The organism is Archangium gephyra (assembly GCF_042230915.1).
GTDB lineage: Bacteria > Myxococcota > Myxococcia > Myxococcales > Myxococcaceae > Archangium > Archangium gephyra_B.
Genome location: NZ_CP102578.1, coordinates 9,245,035 through 9,269,394 on the forward strand (window position 1 = coordinate 9,245,035; position 24,360 = coordinate 9,269,394).

A 24,360-nucleotide genomic window follows, 5' to 3' on the forward strand; every position below is an offset into this window, starting at 1 on the left:
ACTCCCGCTGCTCGTCGCGTTGCCAGCCCCGACGGCGGACAAGCCCTACTCCGCGGAATTTCTCGTACGCGAACTTTCGGTGCGACTGAAAGTCGTGCTCAATCCGCGCAGGGTCCGCATCTTCACCGAGGGTTCTCATGGGGGCTATGCCGCCCTGGCCGCCGGTCGCGAAATGGTCCGCCGCCGCGAGTTCCCGGCATGCCTCGTCGCCGGAGCGGAGTCGATGATGTGCGCTCGCACGTTGCTTCGGCTGTATGAGCAGCGACGGCTACTCACCGAAGACAACTCCGACGGTATCATCCCCGGCGAGGCCGCCGCCTGCGTACTTCTTTCATCACACAAGCAGGGGCTGGCCGTCATTCGAGGCATGGGGTTCGCCAAAGAGCCATCCTCTTTGGCGAACGATGTGCCGTTGCGCGCCGACGGGCTCACTGCCGCTGCACGAGCTGCCCTGCAAGAAGCGAGGCTCGCGCTCCACGACATCGACTTCCGCTTCTCTGATGCGGCGGGCGAGAGCTTCTATTTCAAGGAGCAGGCGCTTCTCGTCTCGCGGGTCCTGGGAGAACGCAAGGAAGAGTTCCCTCTCTGGCTGTGCGCAGAGGCGCTCGGCGACACCGGCGTAGCGGCAGGACTTTGCGGCATGGCATGGGCCATCGCGGGCTGGGGGCGCCGCTATGCTCCAGGGCCTCGAGCGATTGGTCTGGCCGGAAACGAGCAGGGCGGGCGCGCCGCGGTGATCATCGAAGCCATGGAATAGGAGGCGTCATGGGCAAAAAGGTCTTCGCGAACGGGATGGAAATCGCGCATAAGGCAGGAGACGCCAAGGTCATCTCGGCCTTCCCCGACGTATGTCTGAGCCCACCGCCCCCGCCGACAGGCCCGGTTCCAGTTCCCTATCCGAATACGTCCTTCGCAAAGGACCTGAAGCAGGGCAGCACCAGCGTCACCATCGGAGGTGAGCCGCTTGCGCTCAAGGGGAAGAGCTACTACCAGAGCTCACCGCTGGGGAACGAGGCCGCGACTCGCAACTTCGGCGGTAGCGTGCTGACACATACCATCACGGGCAAGACGTACTTCCAGGCCCACTCGATGGACGTCATGGTCGAGGGTAAACACGTCTGCAGACACCTCGACATCACCACCAGCAACCACGCGAGCTATCCTGGCAGCACCCCTCCACTGCCGAATGCGGAGGCCATGATCCAACTCGCACTGCAGCGAGCTGCCGAGAAGAAGTGTCCCTGCTGCGGGAAGACCAAGTGCAAGGCCGCCTTCCTGGCAGACAAGGAAGAGGAGACGCCGCAGAGCCTGGAAGATTTCTACGGGTTCAACGACAAAGGGCCGGACGGCCATCCGACTTCTGAAGCAGCCGACAAAATGAAGGTCTACCAGACACTACTCGGAATGAAGGCCAAGAACTGTACGTGCAACGGACGTGTATTCCCGGAGGCTCCTTGTGATGTCTTCAGAGTTTCCAACCCGGCCCGGACCAAGAAAATCAAAGAGCATTGGGAACAGCCCGAGGTAATGGCGGAGTTCTACACGTCCTTCACCACCACCAATCCGAACGCGCTCTCTGACTTCCGCGCGGCCAACCCGGCAGAAGCGCCTCCGAGCGCAGGACCAACATTCAGCAAGACAAATCATCTGACACCTAAAGGCGCAGGAGGCTGCCCGGACAATCCGGGCAATCTACAGCCCCACGACACGCTGTGCGCAACATGCAAATTGATCGACGACACCTTTACTAATTGGGCAGACCCAAAAATGAAATGGCGCACCAAGAAGAAGAAGGGTGAGAAGGGGACTGGTTGGGCAGACCATTGGGACACGGCATTCAGGGAGTCTGGCATCAAGCGACGGCAGGTGGCTGGGTTTACTCCGGGGTGGTGGTAGACATGAAAGAAATACCCATTGAAGCCCGCCCGACGCTTAAAGATGCAGGCCTGGACTTCAATCGTTTCGCATACTTCACCCGGCCGTTTGCAGCCCCTCTATCTTCGCGAACTACCGAGAGTGTGGACAGACAATGGGTAAAGCTCGAAGCGTTGCTCAACAGACTCAAATCTGGTGATTTCTCGGCGGCTGAGGACCTCTTGCTCCTCTGCCGCGAGACCGCGGATTGGCGAGTGAAATTCGCCGCGACGCGAGTCCTAGGGCATGCGGGCACCATCGATTGCTTCAAACGCATGCGAGAGGAAATCGAGCAGCACCCGATGCGCAAGCAAGATCGTATCGACGTCCCGTCTCGCACACTCGTCCTGACTTATTGCCGCACCTTTGCGCTATGGGGTCGACTCGATGTGGTACCGGTATTGATGGACCAGTACCTTACTTTGCGATTGAAGCAAACGCCGGAAATCTCGTTACTGCCAATCCTGATGGCGGATTTGCTGGTCGATGACGACAGCACCATGATTGCGCACGATCCGCCGGAAGACGCCCTGGAAGATTATCTCAACCTGGTCATGAACCAGTACGATACCGTCACCGCCAAGCACGGGTCCGACAAAGTGTTTGTCTTCCGTGGTGACCTCTACTCCGTGCGCGCAATCGCAGAGCGCATGCGGCATATCACCACGCCGTACCAAGCAGCTGACCTGACCACGCTACGCGAGCGTTTCGAGCCAGCTACTGGAATCGATTGCAGCGTGATCTTCGGTGAAGAAGATGTATCGACACTGGCGGCGGCCACCATCGCTGAATCGTTCCTGGAGTCGGACGCGGGAAGAAGATTCGAACCAGGTAAGCGCTATTTCTTCGGCCACCCGATTCCCGAATAGAGTGCAACGCACCCGCTACGCGTTCAGGCCTTTCACAATCCGGTACACTTCGAACGCATGAGCCACACGCTGATGGATGTGCTGGAGGAGCACCTGGACGAGGCCGCCTTCCTCTGGCTGCAGTGGGAGCGCAGCCTCGTCGCGTCCCAGTACGCCCTGAACGAAGTGACCGGGATCGAGGAGCGGCTGCTGGCCCATGTGGATGGCCTCGTCATTGGTGGCGCTCCCGCGGCCGAGAAGCTGCTGATTCCAGCCCTGGAGGCCCAGGAGGACATGGTCCGCGTCACCGCCGCGGCCTACACCCTGCTGGGTTCCGAAGACCCCTCGAGCGCCGAGGCGGTACGAACGGCCCTGGAGAGCGCATCTCCAGAGTCGCTCCCCGCCTTTCAGCGAGCACTCGAGCTGAGAGGGTTCGAGGCGCTGCCCTCCTGGCTCCCCACGCTGCTCAAGCAGGAAGAGCCCGCCCGGTTGGCCCTCGCGCTGGAAGTACTCGCCTCCCACGGAGTGGATCCAGGCCCGGTGCTCCCTGACCTGCTACGACACGAGGCGCCCCAGGTGGCGGCAGCAGCCCTCCGGGCTGCCACTCGCCTCCGGCACCCCCTGGAACGTCAGGTGCTACAGGCCTGCCTGACATCACCTGCCTCCTCCCTCCGGGATTCCGCCATCACAGCGGGGTTGCAGAAGGGCCATCGGGCCGCATGGGTTGCCTGCCAGGCAGCCGTCGACAGCAGGGCTCCCGAGCTGCGACTGCCCGCCCTGGTGCTGGCGTTGAGTGGGGATGCTCGCGAGGTGGAGCGGCTCAAGCGCCTCCTCGATGAGCCCAGTCACCGCCCGGATGCGCTCTGGGCCCTGGGCTTCAGCGGCCACCCCGCCGCCGCCGAGCTCTGCCTCCAATGGATGGAGGATGAAGCCGTGTCCCACCTGGCGGCCGAGGCCTTCTGCGCCATCACCGGCCTGAGCCTGGAGGGCCGTCTGGCCGCACCCCGTGCCGAAGAAGACCCCTTGCCGGCGCTGGAGGAGGAGACCCTCGATGCCGATCTCACGCCCAGGCCGGAGGACGACCTTCCCCGGCCGGTCGCGGTGGAAGTGCTCGCGTGGTGGAAGGAGGCTCGCGAGAACTTCGAGTTGGACCGGCGCTACCTGCAGGGAAAGCCCTTCGGCACCGAGGTGCTCTGCGAGTCGCTGCTGCTGGCTCCCATGCGTCGGCGCCATACCCTGGCGCTGGAGTTGGCGCTGCGCAGCCGAGGGGAACTGCAGGTACCAACACGGACCTTCACCCCCTATCAACAGAAAGCCTTGGAGGCAGTCCGCACAGCGGTTCCATCAGGACTGAGCCGCCCCTTCACCGATGGGCTCCACTCTTCCTGACGAGAGGACGTGACAACCCGTCCTGGTCACACCCGCAGTACGTATCCCTTGATGCCGGCCAGACCCGTGGCCTCACCACCGGGGTTTTCACGGGGGCCGGATTGATCGCTTCGCCGCCCTCCGGTTAGCTCATGGGACAACCCAACACGTCCCATCACCATTCCATGCTCAACCGAAGGCTCGCCGCATCGTTGCTCACCACCGGTCTCCTGAGTGGAGCCTGGCCGCTCACCGCGGCCGCGCAGCGCACGAAGACCCCGGCCCGCCCGGAGCCCACCGTCGGCCTCAACATCCCCATCAACGTCAACGCGCCATTCCCGAAGGCCGAGGACAACCTGCCGTACTTCGATGACTTCTCGTGGCAGGAGTTCATCGCGCTCACCTGGCCGGTGCGCGTCAGCACCAGCGCGCCGTACCTTCGCGGTGTCCCGGACAGCAAGAAGAAGTACGGCGATGTCTCGGTCCCTGCCGTCTGGGAGACGTGGAAGGCGGACTACGAGCTGTTCCTCCCCGATGGCGCGGCCCCGGCGGACTGGCAGAGCTTCGCGACGCAGTCCCCTTGCGGCGGCGAGGGCACCCTCGTGCCGTACCAGAAGGTTCTCGGCTCGTTCGACAAGTACCACGGCTTCAACCAGGCGAGCATGACGGAGAGCGGCGGCCCCCTGGTGAGCCAGAACGGCCAGTACGTCCGCTACGAGACCCGGGTGAACCAGGCCGAATACAAGTACATCACCAACCCCGGCGCTCCCTACCCCGGGCCGCTGTACCTGGTGAAGAACCTCCCCGCCAATGGCTCGGCCAACCCCGCGCTCAAGTTCCCGAGTGGCTCGGTGGAGATCAAGGCATCCTGGCGCGTGATGACGGGCGTGCCCGACAAGCAGCGCAAGCGCTACTACATCACCCAGGCGAAGCTGCTCGATCCCGTGAGCGGCACGTGCACCGTGGCCGACGTCGGCCTCATCGGACTGCACATCGTCAACAAGACGCCCTCGCTTCCGCAGTGGGTCTGGTCCACCTTCGAGCACGTCGACAACGTCCCCGCCCTCCCGGGGGAGAAGACCCAGGGGTCCGCCCCCTACGCGTTGAACGACAACGACCCGAAGACCGTGCCCTCGGAGATGGGCTCGCCCGTCAGCCAGTGCAACCCGCCGCAGCCGCACCCGGTGCCCACCCAGGTGGTGCGCAAGCGGCCCATCGCGGCCTCGACCCAGCTGACCAACAAGGCCTACCAGCAGGCCAAGGGCGTGAAGGGAACCGTCTGGGAGAACTACCAGCTCGTCGTGACGCAGTGGCCCGTCAACGGCACGGACACCTTCCCGAGCACCACCCAGCCCCAGCCCCAGACGAATACCGCCAACGTGGCGACCGAGACCTGGCTCCAGGACTCCACCGCCACCTCGTGCATGGGCTGCCACAGCGTGTCGAACAGCCACCAGTACGACTACGTGTGGTTCCTCCCGATCGGCGCATACCCGCGGCAGTCCGAGCCGTGCCAGCCCCAGGTGGCCTCGGCCACGCCCGCGGCCCAGCCGGCGGCCAACCCCATGGCCAGAGCCGCGGACAGCCTCGAGGTCTCGCCCGCTGCCCCCCAGCAGCCCGCGGCCGTACACCCCGCGGTCGAGCGCCGGACCAAGGCCGTCATCGAGCTGCGTGACCTGCTGAAGCGGACCAGGCAGGCCCAGGCCGCGACGGCGGACTGAGGGCGGCTTCACAATCGCCGGACTCTTGCCGATAATCCTTTCCTTGACACGAGGCGTCAGCGGTTCCTCCCCCGAGGGCCGCGGACGCCCGGCCCAGGCAGGTGCCGCGCCGGTCATCCGTGAAAGGAATGGAACGTGAGGGTCCCCGCACCAGCCGGCTTCATCGGCAACGAGCGCTTCCAGGTCCGCCGGCCCCTTGGCCAGGGCTCGTTCGGCCACGTCTACGAGGTCTTCGACACCCACTACAACACCGTGGTGGCCCTCAAGCTCCTCCACGAGCCGCGGCCCATCGCCCTGTACCGCTTCAAGCAGGAGTTCCGGCTGTTGGGGGATCTCGTCCACCCCAACCTCGTCACCCTCTACGAGCTGCACTCGGAGGGCAACCAGTGGTTCTTCACCATGGAGTACGTGGAGGGAGCGCACTTCACCTCCTACGTGCGCTCCATGAGCGCCTCCCTGTCCCTGAGTGACTCGCCCCAGGACAGGACCGAGACGGTCGCCCCCAGCCTGCCGCCAGCCAACACCGGCTCGGGCGCGAGCACCCCCCACGACGCGACAGCCACCCTCTCGCCCACGGAGCGCTCGGGGGAGTTTCCCATCCCACGCGAGGCCTGGCCCACGGCCTCCCCCTTCGTCGTGGACCCGGAGCGCCTGCGCGCCGCCTTCTACAACCTGGCCCAGGGCGTCCGGGCCCTCCACTCCGCCGGCATCGTCCACCGCGACCTCAAGCCCACCAACGTCCTGGTCACCCCCACCGGCCGGGTCGTGGTGCTCGACTTCGGGCTCGCCAAGGAGCTGTCGCCCGCGCCTCAGGATCAGACGCCGGAGGGCATCGCCGGCTCGCCCTCGTACATGGCGCCCGAGCAGTGGTCGGGCGAGGGCATCACCGAGGCCACCGACTGGTACAGCGTCGGCGTGATGCTGTACGAGGCCCTCAGCGGCATCCGCCCCTTCTACGGAAACTCCTCCGAGCGGCGCGAGCTGCAACGCCAGGGGCCCGTGCCCCTGCCCCAGGTGACGCAGGGCATTCCGAAGGATCTCTCGGACCTCTGCATGCGCATGCTCGAGCCCGATCCGGCCCGCCGGCCCGGCTTCGAGGAGATCCTGGCCTGCTTCGCCCCGAAGGGTGACGGTGCCGACTCGCGCGGGCACGCGGCGCTGCCGTCGCGGGGCCGCACGCTGGTGGGCCGCGAGGCGGAGCTGGCGGTGCTGGAGGAGGCCTTCCAGCAGACCACCGCCGGAAAGCCGGGCATCGTGTACCTGCACGGCAAGCCCGGCATGGGCAAGAGCACGCTGCTGCGCCACTTCGTGGAGTCGCTCCACCGGCGGGGCGCCGTGGCCCTCGTGGGCCGCTGCTACGAGCGCGAGTCCGTGCCGTACAAGGCCCTGGACAGCCTCTTCGACTCGCTCGTGCGCTACCTGCTGCGGCTGCCGCCCGAGGAGGCCCAGGCCCTGCTTCCGGAGCAATTCCACGAGCTGCTGCCGGTGTTTCCCGTGCTCCGGGTGGTGGCCGAGCGCCTCAGTCCCACGCCGGCCCCGGCCGGGCCGCAGGATCCGCTCCAGGCCCGCTGGCACGTGGCCACCATCCTCAAGGAGCTGCTGCGGCGCATCGCCGGGCGGGGGCCGCTCGTGCTCTGCCTGGACGACCTGCAGTGGGGAGACGTAGACAGCGCGCGACTGCTCGCGGAGCTGCTCTCGCCGCCCGACATGCCCACCTTCCTGCTGGTGGCGAGCTACCGGAGCGGCGAAGCCCGGGGCGACTTCCTGCCCGAGCTCGAGCGGCTCCTGGCGCACTCCCTCGTGCTGGGCACTCCGCGCGAGGCCGTGCTCAGGCCGCTGTCAGCCGAGGAGGCCACGCAGCTGGCGCTGTTCCGGATGGGAGCCTCCTCGCACGAGGCCCGGCTCCAGGCCGAGCGCATCATCCGCGAGGCCGAGGGCAACCCGCTCTTCATCGAGGAGCTCGCTCGCACCGAGCCGGGCAGCAACCCCGCCACCCCGGAGGAGCACGTCACCCTGAGCGGCGTCCTGGCGCGGCGGTTCCGCCAGCTCCCCGAGGGCGCCCGCCGCCTGCTGGAAGTAGCGGCGGTGTCCGGACGGCCCACGGAGGAGACGGTGGTGCTCGAGGCGGCCCGGGCGGGAGACACCGCGCTCTCCGCGTTGGTGCTCCTGCGCGCCCAACACCTGCTCCAGGGCCGCACCGGGGACTCCTCCCGGCTCGAGGTGGCCCATGATCGCATCCGCGAGAGCGTGCTGGCCCAGTTGCAGCCCGCCACGCTCGCCGGCCACCACCGCCGGCTGGCCGAGGTGTTGGAGGCACGGCCCGAGCCGGATCCCGAGCGGCTCGCGCTGCACCTGCATGGCGCGGGAGAGCTGCGCAAGGCGGCCGTGCAGGCGGTGCTCGCGGCGGAGCGGGCCGCGAAGGCCCTGGCCTTCCACCGTGCGGCGGACCTCTTCGGCTCCGCGCTCGAGTGGAGTGGCGGCGCCGCGGACTCCGCCCTGCCCGAGCCGCGCGTGCTCAGGCTGCGCCGCGCCGAGGCGCTCGCCAACGCGGGCCGCGGCGGCGAGGCGGGACCGCTCTTCCTCCAGGTGGCCGACGAGGGCCCCGAGGAGCACGGGTTGGACCTGCGGCGCCGGGCCATCGAGAGCCTGATGCTCAGCGGCCGGATCGACGAGGGGCTGACGCTGGTGAAGCCGGTGCTGACGCGGGTGGGCCTGTCCTACTCCGACTCCACCGCGGTGACGCTCGGCGGCGTGGCGTGGAACATGGTCCGCCTGATGGCCGGTGGCGCGAAGCTGCGCAAGCGGCCGGACCCCGCCCCCGCCGACGTGCGCGCGCGCATGGACATGACGTGGGCGATGGGCAAGTCCCTGGCGAGCATCGAGTCGCTGCGCGCCATGGGTTTCCAGATTCAAAGCCTGCGGCTGGCGCTGGAGTCCGGAGACCCGGCCCGGGCGTCGCGCGCGCTGACCGCCTTCGGGGCGTTGTGGCTCTTCCAGGGCACGAAGGGCTCGGTGGAGCGGGGCTCGCGCTACCTGGAGCAGGGCAAGGCGCTCGCCCAGGAGCTGAAGGATCCCGCCCTCATCGGCTTCGCGGAGACGTACCAGAGCACGCGCTCGTACGTGCTCGGCGAGTGGCGCACCGCCCTGGCGGAGGCGGACCACGGCATGGGGCTGCTGCAGGAGCACGGCGTGGACGTCATCTGGGAGACCAACGTCGGGCGCACCCAGGCGTGTCTGGTGTTGCAGGCCACGCACGGCCTGCGAGAGCTGGGACAGCGCGCCTCGGAGTGGTTCCGGGTGGCCAACGAGGTGGGTGACCTGTTCTCCCGCGTCACCGCGTCCTTCTCCACCGCCCTGTGCCTCATCTCCCAGGGCCAGACGGACGAGGCCCGCCAGCTGATGACGGAGATGATGGCCGGGTGGAGCCGGCTCGGCGCCATCCAGCACGGCTTCCAGGTGCTGCGCGAGACGCTGGCGGAGCTGTACGAGGGCAAGGTGGAGCAGTCCCGGGCGCGGCTGGAGAAGGCCTGGCCCTCGCTGGTGGCCGGACAGTGGCTGCGCGGGCAACTCGGCCGCTTCGAGCTGTACGGGCTGCGCGCCCGCATCTCCCTCGCCCTGGCCGAGCGCGAGCCCGCGCGGCGCCAGGAGCTCGTGCGGAGCGCACGCAAGGACATCGCCCTGCTCGCCCAGGAGATCCGCCGGGACACCCCGTCCCTGGTGCACCTGCTCGAGGCGGGAGCGGCCCGGCTGAGCGAGCAGCCCGAGCAGGCCCTCACGCACCTGTCGGCGGCCATCGACGGCTACGACGCGGCCGGAATGCCCACGCTCGCCGCCAGCGCCCGCATGTGGAAGGGCGAGCTGGTGGGAGGCGAGGCGGGCCAGGAGCTCGTCACCCGCGCCACCACGGTGCTGCAAGGCGAGGACATCCGCGAGCCGCGCCGCTGGGCCGCGATCCTGGCCCCGGGCTTCGGCGCGTAAGGCCTGGCGTCCCGTGATTTCGCGGGACGCCTGCCGCGTTTCGGGGTATCCCCAGGACAACCCACAGGAGGGAGGGAACCGTGCTCTTGCACTTCATTTCCGATCTGATCCGCAACCCGGAGTTGCAGCGGCAGTTCAGCAAGGATCCGGATGGCACGATGGTGAATGCCAACCTGTCCGAGGCGCAGCGGGAGGCCTTGAACAAGGGCCAGCTCGAGCCGGTGATGAAGCTGCTCAAGACGGAGCTCGCCTCGCTGGAGCTGTTCGCCGTGGTGTGGGTGAAGGCGGTCGTCCAGGTTAACTCGGCCACGCCGGACATGGGCGCGTGCGGCAAGAGCGTCCAGCTGCGCGTGGAGGGGGACTTCTTCACCACCGGCGCGTTCGCCGCCATCAAGCTGAGCGGCATGGATGTGCCCGCGGTGACCCAGAGCGTGGAGAACCCCGGCGGCCGGGGCTCCGTGCTCAACTGCACGCTCAACGTCCCCTCCAACGCGCCCCTCGGCGTGTACGACCTGGCCGTGGTCAACCCGGACGGGCACTACGGCCTGCTCCCGCAGGCCTTCACCATCGCCTGAGCGCGGCTCCAGGGCTTCCCCGATGATCGTCCCCATCGATGAATTGATGAGCCGCCTGAAGCCGTTCCTCTCCAAGGACCTGGTCGGAGAGGCGGAGCTCGGCTACGTCAACGAGGTGGCCCGGCTGCTTCCGGAGGTCTCGGGAGGCTTCTGCTTCGAGTGCCGCATGGAGGCGGGCGCTCCCCGCGTCGACTACATGGTCTGCTGCATGCGGACCGATGGAGGCCCCCAGGCCCTCGCCGACGCGCTCGCGAAGACGCGGGAGCAGCTCACCGGACCGCTCTGGGACGGCGTGCGCACGTTCTCCCGCGAATGGTTGGACCCGGGCTCGCCGCTGGCGCGGGTGCCCGTGCTCTGGCTCGAGTACGACGTGGAAGGCCCGACGGTGCTCCCCAAGCCCTTCGCCTTCGCGTGTGTGCAGCCCGAGTTCGGGCAGCGGCCGCCCGGCTCGCGGAAGCAGACCGGGGCGAGCGTGGACGAGCCGCTCCAGCTCACCTGGCGTGCGCTGGAGGCCTTCCAGGGTGGCCCGGTGCGCCCGGCCATCGCGCGCACCGTGTCGCGCTGCTTCGAGCAGCTGCCCGACTTCGCGGAAGTGGAGCACGTGGCCTCGCTCGCCTGCCGCGGCTCGGACGCGGTGCGGATGATCATCGGCATGCCCCGGGAGGAGGTTGGCGCGTACCTGGAGCGGATCGGCTGGCCGGGCTCGCGGGCGCAGGTCGAGGATCTCACGAAGACGTGGCTCTCCTACCTGCACTTCGCCGAGGTGAACCTGGACGTGGGGGAGAGCGTGGGCCCCACCATCGGGCTGGCACTCCCCTTCCCCGAGAAGCCGCACGAGCCGTGGGCGAAGGAGTTCCTCCAGCGGCTGGTGGACGCCGGGCTGTGCACGCCCGAGAAGCGCGAGGCGATCCTCCAGTGGCCCGGGCGCGAGCGCGTCCCGCTCACGGGCCACCGGTGGCCGAGCAACCTGTGCCGGACCATCGGCGCGAAGCTGGTGGTCCGTCCGGACGCGCCGGTCTCGGTGAAGGTGTATCCCTACTTCGAGTGCCGCTTCTCCCTCTGGAGCGACGTCCAGGCCCGCGGGTGAGCGGGGCGGGGGCTCAGCCCTTGGGCCCCCGGGGGGGCTTCCCGGACGAGCCGACGGTGAAGAGCAGCTGCAGCATGAAGGAGCTCGAGCCGAGGCTGGTCTGGACGTAGCCGAACACGATCGAGCGCACGGTGGGGCCGTGGACCTTGGGATCGTACAGGTACGTCTGGGAGAACCCGGTCATGGCGTTGCCCGCGGGCGTGGCGCCGTGGACGGCGGTGACCGAGCCCGAGCAGTAGAACTTGGACGAGTCGCTGGGGTTGGTGATGCCCACGTACAGGTTGGTGATGGCGTCCGTCTGCGCGTTCTTCGGCGCCACCGTGCAGGCGACCGCGAGCTGCCCTTCCACGAAGGTCACGGTCCAGTTGCTCGGCACGACCAGCTCGTTGTCGCCGTAGCCGTAGTCCTGCGGGGTCGCCGCCAGCCGGAGCGCCGGTTCAGCGCTCTCGGGATTGTCCTTGCTGCTGTCCATGTGTCTCCCCTCCGTTGCAGTCTCGCGCCGATGATAGCCGGTTGAGTGCGGGAAGGAGATGCCGCCGTCACGAGCCGCCTGGAAGCGGCCGCCTTGCGCATCACGGCGTGCCCACTCGCCTTCCGGCCGGTTGTGGCAGGCTCGCCCCATGCTCCCGGAGACTCCCCGCCCCCCGCCCCGCTCGTGGCTCCTGCCCGGGCTCGCGTTCGCCACGGCGGCGCTGCACCTGCTCTTCGCCCACCGCTACGGTTACTTCCGGGACGAGCTCTACTTCATCGCCTGTGGCCAGCGGCTCGACTGGGGCTACGTGGACCAGCCCCCCTTCATCGCCGCGGCCGCCCGGCTCGCCACCGCGCTCTTCGGCCATTCCCTCACGGGCCTGCGCGTGCTGCCCGCGCTCGCCGCCGCGGGGCTCGTGGCCATCACCGGACACCTCGCGCGGCGCTTCGGTGGCGGAGGCTTCGCCGTGGCGCTCGCCGCTCTTCCCGCCGCGCTCGCCCCCCTCTTCCTCTTCGAGGGCCATACCCTCACCATGAATGCCTTCGAGCCCCTCCTCTGGACGGGCTGCGCCGCGCTCCTCGTGCAGCTGGTACGCACGCAGCAGCCCCGGCTGTGGCTCGCCCTGGGAGCGCTCGCGGGCGTGGGGATGCTCAACAAGTACTCCATGGCCTTCTTCACCGTGTGCCTCGCGCTCGGCCTCCTCCTCACGCCCGAGCGCAGGCTGCTGGCCAGCCGCTGGCTCGTCCTCGGCGTGCTGCTGGCCACCGCGCTCGTGCTGCCCAACCTCCTCTGGCAGCAGGCGCACGGCTGGCCCATGCTCGAGCTGCTGCGCAACGGCCAGCTCTACAAGAACACCCCCTTCCAGCTCGGCGACTTCGTGCGCGGGCAGCTCCTCATGCTGCACCCGCTCTCGGCCCCCCTGTGGCTCACCGGGCTCGGCGTCCTCCTGTTCTCCCCCGCCCTCCGGCCCTACCGCGCGCTCGGCTTCACCTACGTGCTGCTCTTCGGCCTGCTCGTCTTCCTGCGTGCCAAGGACTACTACCTGGCCCCCGCCTACCCCATGCTGCTCGCCGCGGGCGCCATGCAGGCCGAGCGCCTCATCCAGCGCCCGGTGGCGCGCGCCGCGGTGCTCGTCCCGGGCCTCGCGGGCTTCGCCGCCCTGGCACCGCTGACCCTGCCCGTGCTGCCCGTGGACACCTTCATCTCCTGGCAGCGTACCCTGGGCATCGAGCCCCCCCAGCACGAGCGCCACGAGTACGGCGTCCTGCCCCAGCACTACGCGGACCAGCACGGCTGGGAGCAGCTCGTCGCCACGGTGGCCGAGGTGTACCAACGCCTGCCTCCGGAGCAGCGGGCGAGCACGGCGCTCTTCGCGCAGAACTACGGAGAGGCCGGGGCGCTCGACTGGCTCGGCACGGCTCATGGCCTGCCCCCCGCGCGCTCGGGCCACAACCACTACTTCCTCTGGGGGCCCGGCGACGCGGCCGGACAGCTCCTCGTGGTGGGGGGCGAGCTGGAGGACCTCCAGCCCGTGTGCGCGCACGTCGAGCTCGCCGCGCGCGTGCCCCCCAGCCCCTACGTCATGCCCTACGAGAACAACCTGCCGCTCTACCTGTGCTCGGGGCTGAAGGAGCCACTGGCCACCCTCTGGCCTCGCGTGAAGCACTACGAGTAGGCCTCGCGCCTAGGAGCCCATGCGAGGGTTCAGCCAATCGACAATGCGGCTCAACGTGGCGGGGCGCGGATTCTCCAGCGAGATCTGCCCTGTCTCGCCCGCGGGCACGGGGACCGGCGCGGGGAGGGAGTCGATCCGGCCCTCCATCTTCAGGGTGGTGGGCAGCCGGAGCCGGTACGTGAGCGGCATGAAGTTGCTGAACGTCTTGTAGACGAGGATGTACTGACGCCCCTCCTGGACCGGGTACTGGATCACTGCCGTCCCGTCCTCGAGCGCGTTCTGGAGGTACATGCCCCCGATGGCGGTGAGGGTCGCGCCCTCCTCGATGGACGCGATGCTGAGCGGGTACCCGTAGCCGTGGATGTAGCCGTCCGGGCCCACTGCGATGACGTCCGAGGAGATGTCCACCGGCCCACTCTGCCGCGCGGTGACCACGAAGGCGTCGTAGTGGAAGAACGGGGGACCGTGCAGGGAACGGGTGGTGAGTACGCCGCGGTAGGTGCGCGTCTGCTCCAGCGGGTCGGCGGCAATCGCCTCTTCCACGGGAGCCGCGGCCAGGGCGTGGGAGGACGTCTCGGTGAAAGCAGGCGTGGGCTCGAGGGGTCCGGGCTCCGGCTGGCATCCGGTAGCGGCCACTTGAGCCAGGAGCAGGAACAGAACGACAGGACGGGACGCCGAGCCACGCGCGTGAGCCGCGCGGGCAACAGACTGCGAGCGATTCATGGATCTTCCCCCAACGTTGCCGGCCCTTCGCCCATGTTCGGGGACGTGTACCGCCCGGTCAACAGGTTGCTGCCGGTGTTCGTTGACTCGTCCCGGGGCGCTTCAACGAGAGCTACGCCGCGCTCGACAGGCTGCTCGCCTCCATCTCCTGAGCGGGAGGAGGCGCCTGCGCCGGCTTGACGCGTGGGAGCGTTGCACGGCGTGAGGAAGCCTGATGTACGGTGGGCCTCCTACTGCCCTGTGCGTGAACATCCATGACCTCCACCGTGGCCTCCTCCCCCGCTGAATCGAGCGCGCTCCGCCTCCCTGGGTACCGGACCTTCCTCATCACGTTCATGTTGGCGATGATGGCCGACAACATCGAGCACGTGATCAGCTACTGGGTGGCGTTCCAGAAGTTCCACTCGGCGGCGCTGGGTGGGTTCGCGGTGGTGTCCCACTGGCTGCCCTTCTTGATGTTCTCGGTGCCGGTGGGCGCGCTCAATGACCGGTTCGATTCCAGGCGCCTCATCCAGGCCGGCATGGTGCTCTTCATCACCGCCTCCGTGGGGTGGGGATACTTCTTCGTCACGGACTCCTTGCAGCTGTGGCACGCGATGGCCCTGCTCACGCTCCATGGCTGCGCGGGTGTCCTCTGGAGCACCTCCAGCCAGATGTTGCTCTATGACATCGTGGGCCCGGCCTACCTGCCCAGCGCGGTGCGCCTGAACGCGACGGCCCGTTACCTTGGCGTCCTGGTGGGCCCCGGGGTCGGCAGCATCATCATGCGGACGCTCGGGCCTACCCGGGGCATCTTCGTCAACACGCTGTTCTACCTGCCCCTGCTGCTCTGGCTGGTGAGCGCCCCCTATGGCCGGCACTTTCGCGGGGTGACGGCGGGCCCCAAGCGGGCCGTGAAGGGCTTCGCCGACATCGTCCAGACGCTCCGCGACGTGCGCGGGATGCCCGTGGTCGCGGCCATGGTGTTGCTGGCGGGGGCGGCCTCCTTCTTCATCGGCAACAGCTACCACGCGCAGATGCCGGGCTTCGCCCATGACCTGGGCCATGGAGACCCCGGCATGGCCTATACGCTCCTGTTGGGAGCGGATGCGGCCGGTGCGCTGCTCGCGGGCGTCCTGCTCGAGACGCGCGGGACATGGCTGCCGATGACGGCCGCATCCGCGTTGCGGATTGCCTTCCTGTGGGGATGCTCGCTCTTCACGTTCTCGCTCATGGACTCGTATCCGGCGGCGATCTGCGTGCTCTTCCTGGCCGGGTTCCTCGAGCTCTCCTTCAGCAGCATGACCCAGGCGCTCGTGCAGCTGAATGCACCGGACACCATCCGAGGCCGCGTCCTGGGGCTCTTCAGCATGTCGGCCATGGGCCTGCGGGCGTTCAGCGGCGTGACCGTGGGGCTCCTGGGGAGCGTGACCAACACCCACATCTCGCTCGCGCTGTCCGCCCTCGCCTTCGTGACGGTGGCCGGCCTGCTGCTGCTCCGCCGGCCCCAGCAGGCCGCATAGGCAGCTCAACCGCTGATCACGAGCGAGCTTCTTGGCCGCCACGTCGGGGAGCTCCCCCGCCATGCCGAGGTCATTCCATTCCCACCACAGCCGGATGGGGTAGCGCCGCAGATCGAGACGGGGCTCCCGGGCGAGCGCCTCGCGCACGGCCGTGAGCAGGGAGTCCACTGCTGTCCGTGTCCATCGCCACCTCCTCGAGGAGCGCGCGGCGCGGGCCGCGCCGGGCCGGACGGCACCAGGGAAAAGCTGGGGTGCGGCGCGTGCTCCCGCAGCGGTGCGAACCCGGCGGTCCCGGGAGTGACCTGCCCTTCGGGGGCCCCTTCTGCCCGCCCGCTCATACGGGTGAGAGGCCCTGCCCAGGGCGATTCCCAGTCACAATCCTCACGGCGTGACTCCAACTCAACGAGAGCCCCGCCATGAGCCCAACCACATCCGCAGCGGTCCGTCTGACGTTCGCCTACAAGGATGGCGTCATCCAGCTTGTCTCCCAGACACCGGTCCAGATGGTGCTCCCCCCGAGCGATCCGCTTCCGGCGTCCCGAGGGGTACAGGGATTCTGGGTCGAGCTGCAGAATCCGGCGGGGAAGGGTCTCTTCCGGCGCGTCCTGTCGAACCCGATCCCCGTTGATACCGAGGTCTTCACGGGAGACCCGTCCCGGCCCATCACGCGAACGCCCCAGGCGCCCTCCGAGGGCGTCTTTACCGTCGTGGTGCCGCAGAGCTCCGACGCCGCCTCGGTCGTCCTGGTCAGCAGCTTCCACGACCCCGCCCCTCAGCTTCCCGCAGCCCGGCTCCTGGCCACCCAGAGAATTCCCCACGCCGGTTTTCAACCCGCCGCCAACCCCCTGGAGCAGGAGGCACGGGCGCTCGGGCGCTTCCCGCTCCAAGCAGAGTGACGAAGCAGGGCGGGCGCGGAAAGGAGAAGAGCCATGGGAGTGTCGGACGGAAGCATCCTGGGGACGAGCAAGATCCTCGATAACGGCCCCGCCTCCGAGCGCTGGAACCTCGTCATCCTGGGAGACGGCTACCAGCAGGGCCAGATGCAGCAGTACGCCGACAACGTCACGGACTTCGTCAACGCACTGTTCGCCATGCCCCCCTTCAACACCCTGCGGGCGGCCATCAACATCTACCGGGTGGACGTGGCCTCGACGGACAGCGGTGCGGACGACCCGGCCGCCTGCGGAGGCTCGGGTGCCACGCCGAGCACGTTCTTCGACGCCACCTTCTGCGTCAATGGCATCCGCCGTCTGCTCGTCGTCAACAATGGCACGGCGATCACTGTCGCCAACGCGCAGGTCCCCGAATGGCACGTGCTCCTGGTGGTGGTGAACAGCACGGAGTACGGCGGCTCGGGTGGCCAGGTGGGCGTCTTCTCGCTCGCACCAGGTGCCAACCAGATCGCACTGCATGAATTGGGGCACACCGCCTTCGGACTGGCGGACGAGTACGAGTACTACGCGGGCTGCGGAGTCGACACGGATCGCAATCAGCATCCCGCCCTCGAGCCTTCCGAGCCCAACGTCACGACCAACACCAATCGTGACACGCTCAAATGGCGGGAGTTGATAGCGGCGGCCACGCCCATCCCCACCACACGCAACGCGAACTGCACCCAGTGCGACCCCCAACCCAACCTCGTGGGAACCGCAACGGTGGGCGCATTCGAGGGCGCGCACTACTACCACTGCGGTGCCTTCCGTCCTCAGTTCAATTGCATGATGCGAGCGCTGGGGAATTTCTACTGTGACGTCTGCTCACGCCGCATCCGCGAGGTGCTGCAACCCTTCATGCCCACGGCGCGGGAGGGCGAGTTCTATACAACCGATGGCCAGGGCAACCTCTCGCTGCTCAGACAGCACGGCGGCTGGCGCCACTCCTGGGCTCGCATCGTGCCCGGCAACTTCGGCGGCTCCTCCTTCACGGATCTGCTCTTCTACGATGCGGCCGCCGGACAGGGCGAGCTCTACACGACCGATGGCCAGGGCAACATCTCCCTCCTCAAGCAGCACAGCGGTTGGCGCCACTCCTGGACACACATCATCCCCGGCAATTTCGGCGGCTCGGGACACACCGACCTGCTCTTCTACGATGCGACCGCCGGACAGGGCGAGCTCTACACGACCGATGGTCAGGGCAACCTCTCCCTCCTCAAGCTGCACAATGGCTGGCGCCACTCCTGGACACACATCATCCCCGGCAACTTCGGCGGCTCTTCCTTCACGGATCTGCTCTTCTACGATGCGTCCGCCGGGCAGGGCGAACTCTACACGACCGATGGTCACGGCAACCTTACCCTGCTCAAGCAGCACAGCGGTTGGCGCCACTCCTGGGCTCAGATCGTCCCCGGCAACTTCGGCGGCTCTTCCTACACGGATCTGCTCTTCTACGATGCGGCCGCCGGACAGGGAGAGCTCTACACGACGAATGGCCAGGGCAATCTCTCCCGCCTCAAGCTGCACAATGGCTGGCGCCACTCCTGGACGCAGATCATCCCCGGCAACTTCGGCGGCTCCTCCTTCACGGATCTGCTCTTCTACGATGCGACCGCCGGGCAGGGCGAGCTCTACACGACCGATGGTCAGGGCAACCTCTCCCTCCTCAAGCAACACAGCGGCTGGCGCCACTCCTGGGCTCAGATCGTCCCCGGCAATTTCGGCGGCTCTTCTTTCACGGATCTGCTGTTCTATGACCGCAATGCCTCATGAACCCGGCTCCCCTGTCCCGGTAGCAGCCGTACTGGCTCAGCTCTGGCCAACGGAGCTCGGGCCTTCGCGGCACGGCCCCTTCAGTCCGTGAAGCAGCCCGCCAGCCTCGGGTCGGTGCGCAGAAGGGCCTCGACTTCCGGCGCGCAGTCACGCGAGGAGAGCACCGTGTAGAAGTCCTCCTTCAGCGAGGGCGCGAGGCGCACCGCCGCGAGCCACTCCCGGCGGGAGAAGGGGTCCGCGGTGATGCCCCGCCAGAAGCCGGTGGCGTCCAGCACGGAGGCGACCCGCTCCGTGCCCTGGCCCTGCAGCCGGCTGATGACATACGTCGCCACCCCCACCTGGAGCCCATGGAGACGGGGGCGCTCGGCCAGCGCATCCAGCGCATGGGACAGCAGGTGCTCGCTGCCGCTCGCCGGGCGTGAGGAACCGCTCACCTCCATGGCGATCCCATTCAGCATGAGCGATGTAGCCAGGAGGCGGACGCCCTCCAGGTCCCTCACCGGCCGCGCCATGAATTGAAAGACGGTCGCGTCCGAGAGCAGCGCCGCGAAGTCGTTCACGGGTGTGCCTCGGGCATGGAAGGCCAGCTTCCAGTCGGCAATGGCCGTCACCTTCGCGACGAGGTCCCCAATGCCAGACCACCAGAGCGTGTCCGGTGCATGGAGGCAGACGTCCGTGTCGACGACGACGCCGGTGGGCATCGCCGCGCGCAACGAGCGGCGCCGTCCCCCTTGGGTGAGGCTCGACTGCGGGCTGCAGAAGCCATCATTGGATAGGGACGTGGGCACGGCGAGGTACGGCAGGCCCGCGAGGAAGGCCACGTACTTGGCGACGTCCAGCGCCCGACCGCCGCCAAAGCCGAGGACGGCCTCGCAGCCCGCGGGCAGGCAGGTGAAGAGCGCGCTGGCGTGCTCGAAGCTCGCCTCGGTCACCTCCTCCCGCCCCACGACGGTGATTGCCTCCCGCGTGAGGCTCGCCTCCAGGCGCTGGCCCGGCCCGGGCTGCAGTCCAGCGCTCACCAGCAGGAAGATGCGCCGATGCCCGGCACGCGCCAGGTAGACGCCAACCCGGTCCAGCGCGCCGGGTTTGATGCGCACGAGACCGGGAATGAGGAGCGGCTGCGTCCGTGGAGGCATGGTGGCGCACAAGATGGCACCGCCATGCGGCCCAGGCCACCTGGATGATGGGAAGAGGCGCTGGGGCGCCGTATGATGCCGGGCGGAGGCAGTCGATGCTTCGATGCGCCGCGTTGGTCATGCTGCTGAAAGGCGTCCCATGCGCAAAGGCGATCCAGAGCCGGTCCATGAATTCGAACCGGGGCCGGCGGTCACCGACACGAAAACCCTGACGACATGGCTCGAGGCGAACCGCGGGAAGCGTCTTCGCCTGCCCGTGGTGATCGAGCTCGGGGAGCCCGGCCATGGCTTCAAGCGAGCCCGCGTGGGCGACGTCGAGCTCCACGTGACGGATCTGGCGCTTGGGGTGCCCCTGAGCGACCGGATTGCGCAGAAGTGCGGGCGCGATGCGACCCGTTGCGCGCTCTGGCTCGAGGGCCGCTACGGAGAGAAGCCGCCCTTCCCGAGCGACCGCCCTCAATACGAGGTCGTCAAGGTTGGCGGCGTCGTGGACGAGACGGTGGAACTGAAGGGCGAACGGGCGAAGTAGCCCGCCGGGTCACCACTCCCGCGGCCACGGGTACGCCTCGAGCTTCTCGGCGAGCGCGTCACGCGTTGGCGCTTCGATGAACACTTGCCCGGTGGGCTTGCCGAGCGCGTAGTGTTGCTCCGGCGTCCAGAGGCCGCGTTCATCCATTGAGGCCTTGGCGGCCGCTTCGGCTTCGGCGGGATCCACGACCAGCGCTCGCACCCGGAAGACGCCGTCCTGCTCGACGACGGCGACGGTGGGATGCGGTGAGCCAAAGGTGAACGGCAGCGTCCCAGCGCGCAGGAGCGCGAGCACGCGAGGCTTGCCAAGAGGAGCAATGGGGGCCATGGACCACGCATGTAAGCACCAGATGGGCATGGCAGGAGGGCCAGGCTCGCGCCCCTCTTGGGGGACACCCTTCAGCGGCGCAAGCGCATGGCTGGCCGCATGTGGCTTCGGCTCTGCCCCCGCTTGGGAGAACTCTTGCACTCCGCTCGCCTGCCCCTCAGGCAACTTCTCTCACAGTGGACAGAGATACGCACGATGGGTAGAGAGGCGCAGACCGCTGTTGCAGCTCAATGGCAACAGCAGGAACTCGAAAGGCACAGGGTATGAAGCCCATATTACGAATTCTCGCCGCACTCATTTTCTTTGGGCTTCCTGTGTCCACGGCCGGTGCGCAAGTACCACTCACTCCTTACGGCGTTGCCGCATCCAGCTCTTATTCCGGAGCTCCGCCTCAAGCCGCGGTGGATGGTAGCCCGTATACGGCGTGGAGCTCAGGCGTGTTTGCCTCCGCGCAGCCGTTTCTCCAGATCGATCTGGGCGGTGAATTCGCGCTGGATAGACTCGAACTGTTGGTGTCTCAATACCCTAGCGGTTCTACCTCCCATCGGATGGTCGGTTATACGAACCAGTGGGTGACTGTCGATCTCGGTACGTACAATGGCTTTACCGCCGAGGGCATGCTGCTCAGCCACAAGATATACAACCGCACTCCCGTGCGATACATCCGGGTCGTCACCACTGCGAGCCCCTCGTGGGTCGCATGGGCCGAGGTGAGAGCGTATCGGTACGTCCCCGCCGGGACGTTGACCGCGGATAGATCGAGCTGCTCCGTGCCATATAACGGCACGTTCTGTGATGGCAGTGTCAAGCTGAGGGCCTCCATCCCCACGGGCGAATATGCCCGGGTGTGGGTAGCGGAAGCAGCACCGGGTGCGCCCGAGTTGGGCGGCTGGGTCTTCGATACCTACTCTGGAACCGCTGACGTGGGGTGGATCCGGACGGGGAACTATAAGTTCGAGCTGCGGGAGGGTCCCTATTCGAATGGAGCCCTCATCAGCTCGGTGTATGTCAGCGGCGTCAAGCAGGCACCGCCCCCCGCTAAATTCTTCGGATACTTCGGAGCGTGGGAGGCGTGGGTTGCACAATCAGCGACGACGGTGGATGAAACGATCGCTCACACCAATATGATCTGGGCGGCCCCTGGAATCCATCCCGGTGACGTCAGCAACTTCAGAGCCCTCCTGAACAGGCCGGACGTGCGAGACGATCCATCCGTGAAGATCGTGCTGGATGGAAGCAATATCTTTTTCGGCGAAGTGGCATGTCCTGATGGCTCGACCCATGGGAAGACCTTCTTCGATGGAGCCAATGGCTGTACGCCCAGGTGGCCGCCGAGTCCCGCGTCCGCCAGACAGCGGTATGAGTTCTTCCTGAGTCAGCTGACCTATGCGGAGTATCAGAAGATCGGCTGGGTCTTCCCCGTGGATGAGCCCGACTTGATTGAAAATGTCAGTGCCGCGAATGCAGGTATTGCCGCGGTGAAGCAGATCCTCGGGGAGGTGGCGAGAGCGCGGTTTGGCTCTGGGGCAACCATTCCCAGGCTCGGGCTCATGTACTCGTACAAGGCAGTCCCCATGTACGTGGCTGGAAACACGGTCGGGGCCGCTTCGGCGGACGTGGTCGCCTACAATTGCTACCCCATCTCGTATCTCACCGCGACGAGTACGGTCACCGATGCGTGTGGCACCAATGTTCCCGGAGTCGATGCCATCGTGTCGAGTGAAGCGCGCTTCAATCGGCTCAAGCAACTGGTGCCTGGCAAGAAATACTTCCTGACCGCGGAGACCGCGATTCCAAACAGCCAGAATGATGCGGTCAAGCGGGGTTGGCTGGCTGGGAATTTCAAGCGGATGCGGAAGATCGCGCAGAACGACAGCAGCGTGGAAGGTGTGATCGGGTTCAACTGGAGAGGGTTGAATATGACCACGGATGGTGCGGAACGGCTCGGGCCGCCCTGGCTGACAGCGAGCCCGGACTTCAAAGCCGCGGTGACCAGTGAAGGCATGTGCCTCACGCACAAGGGGCCGTGGCAATGTCCTCCGTGAGGAAGTCACCTCCTGAGCCCTGAGGGCCTTCCCCTCCTTCCAACTGGACGCACCCCGTGGGGTGTCACAGAACCCGCGAAGCCGCGCCTACCGGTCCAACACCCTGGTGCGGATGAAGCCCTTGGGGTGGCGCGGCTCCGCTTGGAAGGGACGCGTGCGGGTCTCGCGTCTGTCATTGAAGCAGCGTGGAAGGCCGCAGCCGCACCTCTCCCCGGTAGGGCTCCCGCAGCGGGTAGAGCAGGGTCTCGCGCAACGTGCCCTCCTCGTGGCGGAGTTCCACGAGCGGGTGGCGCACGGGCTCCAGGCTCTGGTCCGGGTGCAGCAGGGCTCCACCCCCCGCGGGAATGCCAATGCCTCGTACGCCAGGGCCCGCCTCCCGCACCGCCCGCTTCAACTCCATCCAGTCCGGCTGCTCGTGCACCCCCACGATGAACGGGGCCAGTCCGAGCACCGGGAACAGCGCCGCCGCGCCCGCCCCGGACTCACTCCACGCCTGTTCTCCCAGCTGCATCGCCCCCGCGGAGATGCCCATGAGCACCGCGCCGTCCAGGTAGCGCTCCCGGAGCACGGCCTCCAGGCCGTTCTCCCGGAAGCTCTCCCAGCCCAACAGCGGGTCTCCTCCCGCCAGCAGGATGACGTGCGCCTCCGCGAGCCACGCGCGATCCTCGGCCGAGGGCCGGGAGGGAATCATCCGGCAGTGGGAGATGCCGGCCAGCTCCATGGCGGCGGTGAAAATCTCGAAGAAGGCGGGCACATCACCGTTGGACGCGCCCAGGTACGCCGCCTGGATGGGCGGCACCGCGAGCTCCGCCCCCGTCAGCACGCGAAGACAGTCCAGGAACGGCTTGTCCCCGCTGCGCCAGAACAGCAGCGAGCTGTCCGCGAGCAGGAAGAGGGGCTTGAGCGGCGACTTCATGCGGGGCTCTTCGCGGGCTGCAGGACGAAGAGGGTGTCGAGCCGGATCTCCCCTCGCTTGCGCGGCACGTCCACCTGGTAGTCGAAGTCGAAGACCTCCAGCACCCGCAGTCCCGCCCGGCGGAACAGGCGCCGCGCCTGCGCCTGGTCGTACGTGCGGAAATACCAGTGCGTCTCGATGAGCAGGTCCTTCCCCGGCCCCGTTATCCGCAGCCGGTTGCGCATCTCCGAGCGCCTCAGGCGGCGCTCCGGCAGCCCCTCGTGGGTGTTGCACACCACGGTGTCCTTGCCGAGCTTCTCCACCCACCGCTCGTGCTCCGCCTTGCGCCGGCCATAGTCCGTGAGGTGGAAGCCGAGCACGTACAGGCCCTCGGGTTTCAGCAGCCGCCGCGTGCCCTCCAGGTGCGCGAGCGCCGCCGCCTCGCTGTCGAGGTAGCGGAACGTGGACACCAGGTTGAACGCCAGGTCCACCTGCCCCTCCAGCTCTGGCTGGTAGAACGTCTCCATGCGCGAGGCGTAGAGGCGCACCCGCCGCCGCTCGGCCGGGGTGAGGCGCTGGCGCGCATGGGCCAGCATCTTCTCGGAGATGTCGTAGCCCACGATGTGCTGGCCCCGGCGCGCGGCCTCGGCCACCAGCCGCCCCGCGCCGCACGCGGGCTCGAGCAGCTTCTTGCCTCCCGTGCCGTAGCGGCGGCCCACCTCCAGCAGGAAGTCCATCTCCCGCTCGGTGTCCGTGCCGAAGATGGCTTCGTAATACTCGGGATGATCGTACCAGTCGGAGAGTCGTTGCATGGACGGGGTGCCGCGCTCGCGGCGGCGCGCATCCTCGGCCCCCTG

General features: G+C 67.6%; 20 protein-coding genes. 14 read left to right on the forward strand and 6 right to left on the reverse strand.

Going from position 1 to position 24,360, the window contains the following annotated elements:
* Positions 1–79 precede the first annotated feature (79 nt).
* The 8 genes from NR798_RS36375 to NR798_RS36410 all read left to right on the forward strand — a co-directional run bounded on the left by NR798_RS36375 (position 80) and on the right by NR798_RS36410 (position 11,491).
* Positions 80–757, forward strand: a complete 678-nt coding sequence (locus tag NR798_RS36375; RefSeq protein ID WP_375767144.1) for a beta-ketoacyl synthase N-terminal-like domain-containing protein — start codon at positions 80–82, stop codon at positions 755–757.
* Positions 758–765: 8 nt separating this feature from the next.
* Positions 766–1,896 (forward strand): DUF4150 domain-containing protein, encoded by a 1,131-nt coding sequence (locus NR798_RS36380; protein WP_375767145.1) that lies wholly within the window; start codon positions 766–768, stop codon positions 1,894–1,896.
* Between the two features lie 2 nt (positions 1,897–1,898).
* A complete protein-coding gene (locus NR798_RS36385) occupies positions 1,899–2,783 on the forward strand; it encodes a hypothetical protein (protein ID WP_375767146.1) in 885 nt (294 codons plus the stop codon).
* 57 nt (positions 2,784–2,840) lie between these two features.
* Complete coding sequence (locus tag NR798_RS36390) at positions 2,841–4,151, forward strand: TIGR02270 family protein (protein ID WP_375767147.1); 1,311 nt, start codon at positions 2,841–2,843, stop codon at positions 4,149–4,151.
* Between the two features lie 164 nt (positions 4,152–4,315).
* Positions 4,316–5,851 carry a hypothetical protein gene (locus tag NR798_RS36395; RefSeq protein ID WP_375767148.1) on the forward strand — a complete coding sequence of 512 codons (1,536 nt, stop codon included), beginning with the start codon at positions 4,316–4,318 and terminating at the stop codon, positions 5,849–5,851.
* Positions 5,852–5,986: 135 nt separating this feature from the next.
* Positions 5,987–9,829, forward strand: a complete 3,843-nt coding sequence (locus tag NR798_RS36400; protein WP_375767149.1) for a serine/threonine-protein kinase PknK — start codon at positions 5,987–5,989, stop codon at positions 9,827–9,829.
* Between the two features lie 86 nt (positions 9,830–9,915).
* Positions 9,916–10,404: a hypothetical protein gene (locus NR798_RS36405; RefSeq protein WP_375767150.1), complete on the forward strand. Its 489-nt coding sequence runs from the start codon at positions 9,916–9,918 to the stop codon at positions 10,402–10,404.
* 46 nt (positions 10,405–10,450) lie between these two features.
* Positions 10,451–11,491, forward strand: a complete 1,041-nt coding sequence (locus NR798_RS36410; RefSeq protein WP_375767151.1) for a hypothetical protein — start codon at positions 10,451–10,453, stop codon at positions 11,489–11,491.
* 13 nt (positions 11,492–11,504) lie between these two features.
* Here the strand turns inward: NR798_RS36410 and NR798_RS36415 are convergent, their stop codons facing one another.
* On the reverse strand, positions 11,505–11,963 hold the full coding sequence (locus NR798_RS36415; protein WP_375767152.1) for a hypothetical protein: 459 nt from the start codon (positions 11,961–11,963) through the stop codon (positions 11,505–11,507).
* A gap of 148 nt (positions 11,964–12,111) precedes the next feature.
* Between NR798_RS36415 and NR798_RS36420 the strand changes: the two genes are divergently transcribed.
* Positions 12,112–13,638, forward strand: a complete 1,527-nt coding sequence (locus tag NR798_RS36420; RefSeq protein WP_375767153.1) for an ArnT family glycosyltransferase — start codon at positions 12,112–12,114, stop codon at positions 13,636–13,638.
* Between the two features lie 9 nt (positions 13,639–13,647).
* On the opposite strand, the gene NR798_RS36425 is transcribed toward NR798_RS36420, so the two are convergent.
* Positions 13,648–14,361, reverse strand: a complete 714-nt coding sequence (locus NR798_RS36425) for a hypothetical protein (protein WP_375767154.1) — start codon at positions 14,359–14,361, stop codon at positions 13,648–13,650.
* 254 nt (positions 14,362–14,615) lie between these two features.
* Between NR798_RS36425 and NR798_RS36430 the strand changes: the two genes are divergently transcribed.
* From NR798_RS36430 to NR798_RS36440, 3 genes are all read left to right on the forward strand, one after another.
* On the forward strand, positions 14,616–15,863 hold the full coding sequence (locus NR798_RS36430) for an MFS transporter (protein WP_375767155.1): 1,248 nt from the start codon (positions 14,616–14,618) through the stop codon (positions 15,861–15,863).
* 416 nt (positions 15,864–16,279) lie between these two features.
* Positions 16,280–16,759, forward strand: coding sequence for a hypothetical protein (locus tag NR798_RS36435; RefSeq protein WP_375767156.1), 480 nt, complete (start codon positions 16,280–16,282; stop codon positions 16,757–16,759).
* Between the two features lie 33 nt (positions 16,760–16,792).
* Entirely contained in the window at positions 16,793–18,571 is a 1,779-nt protein-coding gene (locus NR798_RS36440) for a M64 family metallopeptidase (protein ID WP_375767157.1), read from the forward strand.
* Positions 18,572–18,651: 80 nt separating this feature from the next.
* On the opposite strand, the gene NR798_RS36445 is transcribed toward NR798_RS36440, so the two are convergent.
* Positions 18,652–19,707 carry an iron-containing alcohol dehydrogenase family protein gene (locus NR798_RS36445; RefSeq protein WP_375767158.1) on the reverse strand — a complete coding sequence of 352 codons (1,056 nt, stop codon included), beginning with the start codon at positions 19,705–19,707 and terminating at the stop codon, positions 18,652–18,654.
* A 139-nt stretch (positions 19,708–19,846) separates the two neighbouring features.
* On the opposite strand from NR798_RS36445, the gene NR798_RS36450 reads away from it, so the two are divergent.
* Entirely contained in the window at positions 19,847–20,236 is a 390-nt protein-coding gene (locus NR798_RS36450) for a hypothetical protein (protein WP_375767159.1), read from the forward strand.
* 9 nt (positions 20,237–20,245) lie between these two features.
* On the opposite strand, the gene NR798_RS36455 is transcribed toward NR798_RS36450, so the two are convergent.
* Positions 20,246–20,530 carry a hypothetical protein gene (locus NR798_RS36455; protein ID WP_375767160.1) on the reverse strand — a complete coding sequence of 95 codons (285 nt, stop codon included), beginning with the start codon at positions 20,528–20,530 and terminating at the stop codon, positions 20,246–20,248.
* A 296-nt stretch (positions 20,531–20,826) separates the two neighbouring features.
* Here NR798_RS36455 and NR798_RS36460 point away from each other — a divergent pair, with 296 nt between their 5' ends.
* Positions 20,827–22,608 (forward strand): discoidin domain-containing protein, encoded by a 1,782-nt coding sequence (locus tag NR798_RS36460; RefSeq protein WP_375767161.1) that lies wholly within the window; start codon positions 20,827–20,829, stop codon positions 22,606–22,608.
* A gap of 172 nt (positions 22,609–22,780) precedes the next feature.
* On the opposite strand, the gene NR798_RS36465 is transcribed toward NR798_RS36460, so the two are convergent.
* Positions 22,781–23,524: a Type 1 glutamine amidotransferase-like domain-containing protein gene (locus tag NR798_RS36465; protein WP_375767162.1), complete on the reverse strand. Its 744-nt coding sequence runs from the start codon at positions 23,522–23,524 to the stop codon at positions 22,781–22,783.
* A complete protein-coding gene (locus tag NR798_RS36470; RefSeq protein WP_375767163.1) occupies positions 23,521–24,315 on the reverse strand; it encodes a class I SAM-dependent methyltransferase in 795 nt (264 codons plus the stop codon). The genes NR798_RS36465 and NR798_RS36470 overlap by 4 nt, the downstream gene beginning before the upstream one ends.
* Positions 24,316–24,360: the final 45 nt, after the last annotated feature.

Bases quoted from the DNA above. Each gene is read 5' to 3' on its own strand.
- NR798_RS36425 (WP_375767154.1), bottom strand. From the start codon at position 14,361: ATGAATCGCTCGCAGTCTGTTGCCCGCGCGGCTCACGCGCGTGGCTCG.
- NR798_RS36420 (WP_375767153.1), top strand. From the start codon at position 12,112: ATGCTCCCGGAGACTCCCCGCCCCCCGCCCCGCTCGTGGCTCCTGCCC.
- NR798_RS36450 (WP_375767159.1), top strand. From the start codon at position 19,847: ATGCGCAAAGGCGATCCAGAGCCGGTCCATGAATTCGAACCGGGGCCG.
- NR798_RS36380 (WP_375767145.1), top strand. From the start codon at position 766: ATGGGCAAAAAGGTCTTCGCGAACGGGATGGAAATCGCGCATAAGGCA.
- NR798_RS36395 (WP_375767148.1), top strand. From the start codon at position 4,316: ATGCTCAACCGAAGGCTCGCCGCATCGTTGCTCACCACCGGTCTCCTG.
- NR798_RS36415 (WP_375767152.1), bottom strand. From the start codon at position 11,963: ATGGACAGCAGCAAGGACAATCCCGAGAGCGCTGAACCGGCGCTCCGG.
- NR798_RS36435 (WP_375767156.1), top strand. From the start codon at position 16,280: ATGAGCCCAACCACATCCGCAGCGGTCCGTCTGACGTTCGCCTACAAG.
- NR798_RS36430 (WP_375767155.1), top strand. From the start codon at position 14,616: ATGACCTCCACCGTGGCCTCCTCCCCCGCTGAATCGAGCGCGCTCCGC.
- NR798_RS36385 (WP_375767146.1), top strand. From the start codon at position 1,899: ATGAAAGAAATACCCATTGAAGCCCGCCCGACGCTTAAAGATGCAGGC.
- NR798_RS36390 (WP_375767147.1), top strand. From the start codon at position 2,841: ATGAGCCACACGCTGATGGATGTGCTGGAGGAGCACCTGGACGAGGCC.
- NR798_RS36460 (WP_375767161.1), top strand. From the start codon at position 20,827: ATGAAGCCCATATTACGAATTCTCGCCGCACTCATTTTCTTTGGGCTT.
- NR798_RS36410 (WP_375767151.1), top strand. From the start codon at position 10,451: ATGAGCCGCCTGAAGCCGTTCCTCTCCAAGGACCTGGTCGGAGAGGCG.
- NR798_RS36465 (WP_375767162.1), bottom strand. From the start codon at position 23,524: ATGAAGTCGCCGCTCAAGCCCCTCTTCCTGCTCGCGGACAGCTCGCTG.
- NR798_RS36445 (WP_375767158.1), bottom strand. From the start codon at position 19,707: ATGCCTCCACGGACGCAGCCGCTCCTCATTCCCGGTCTCGTGCGCATC.
- NR798_RS36470 (WP_375767163.1), bottom strand. From the start codon at position 24,315: ATGCAACGACTCTCCGACTGGTACGATCATCCCGAGTATTACGAAGCC.
- NR798_RS36440 (WP_375767157.1), top strand. From the start codon at position 16,793: ATGGGAGTGTCGGACGGAAGCATCCTGGGGACGAGCAAGATCCTCGAT.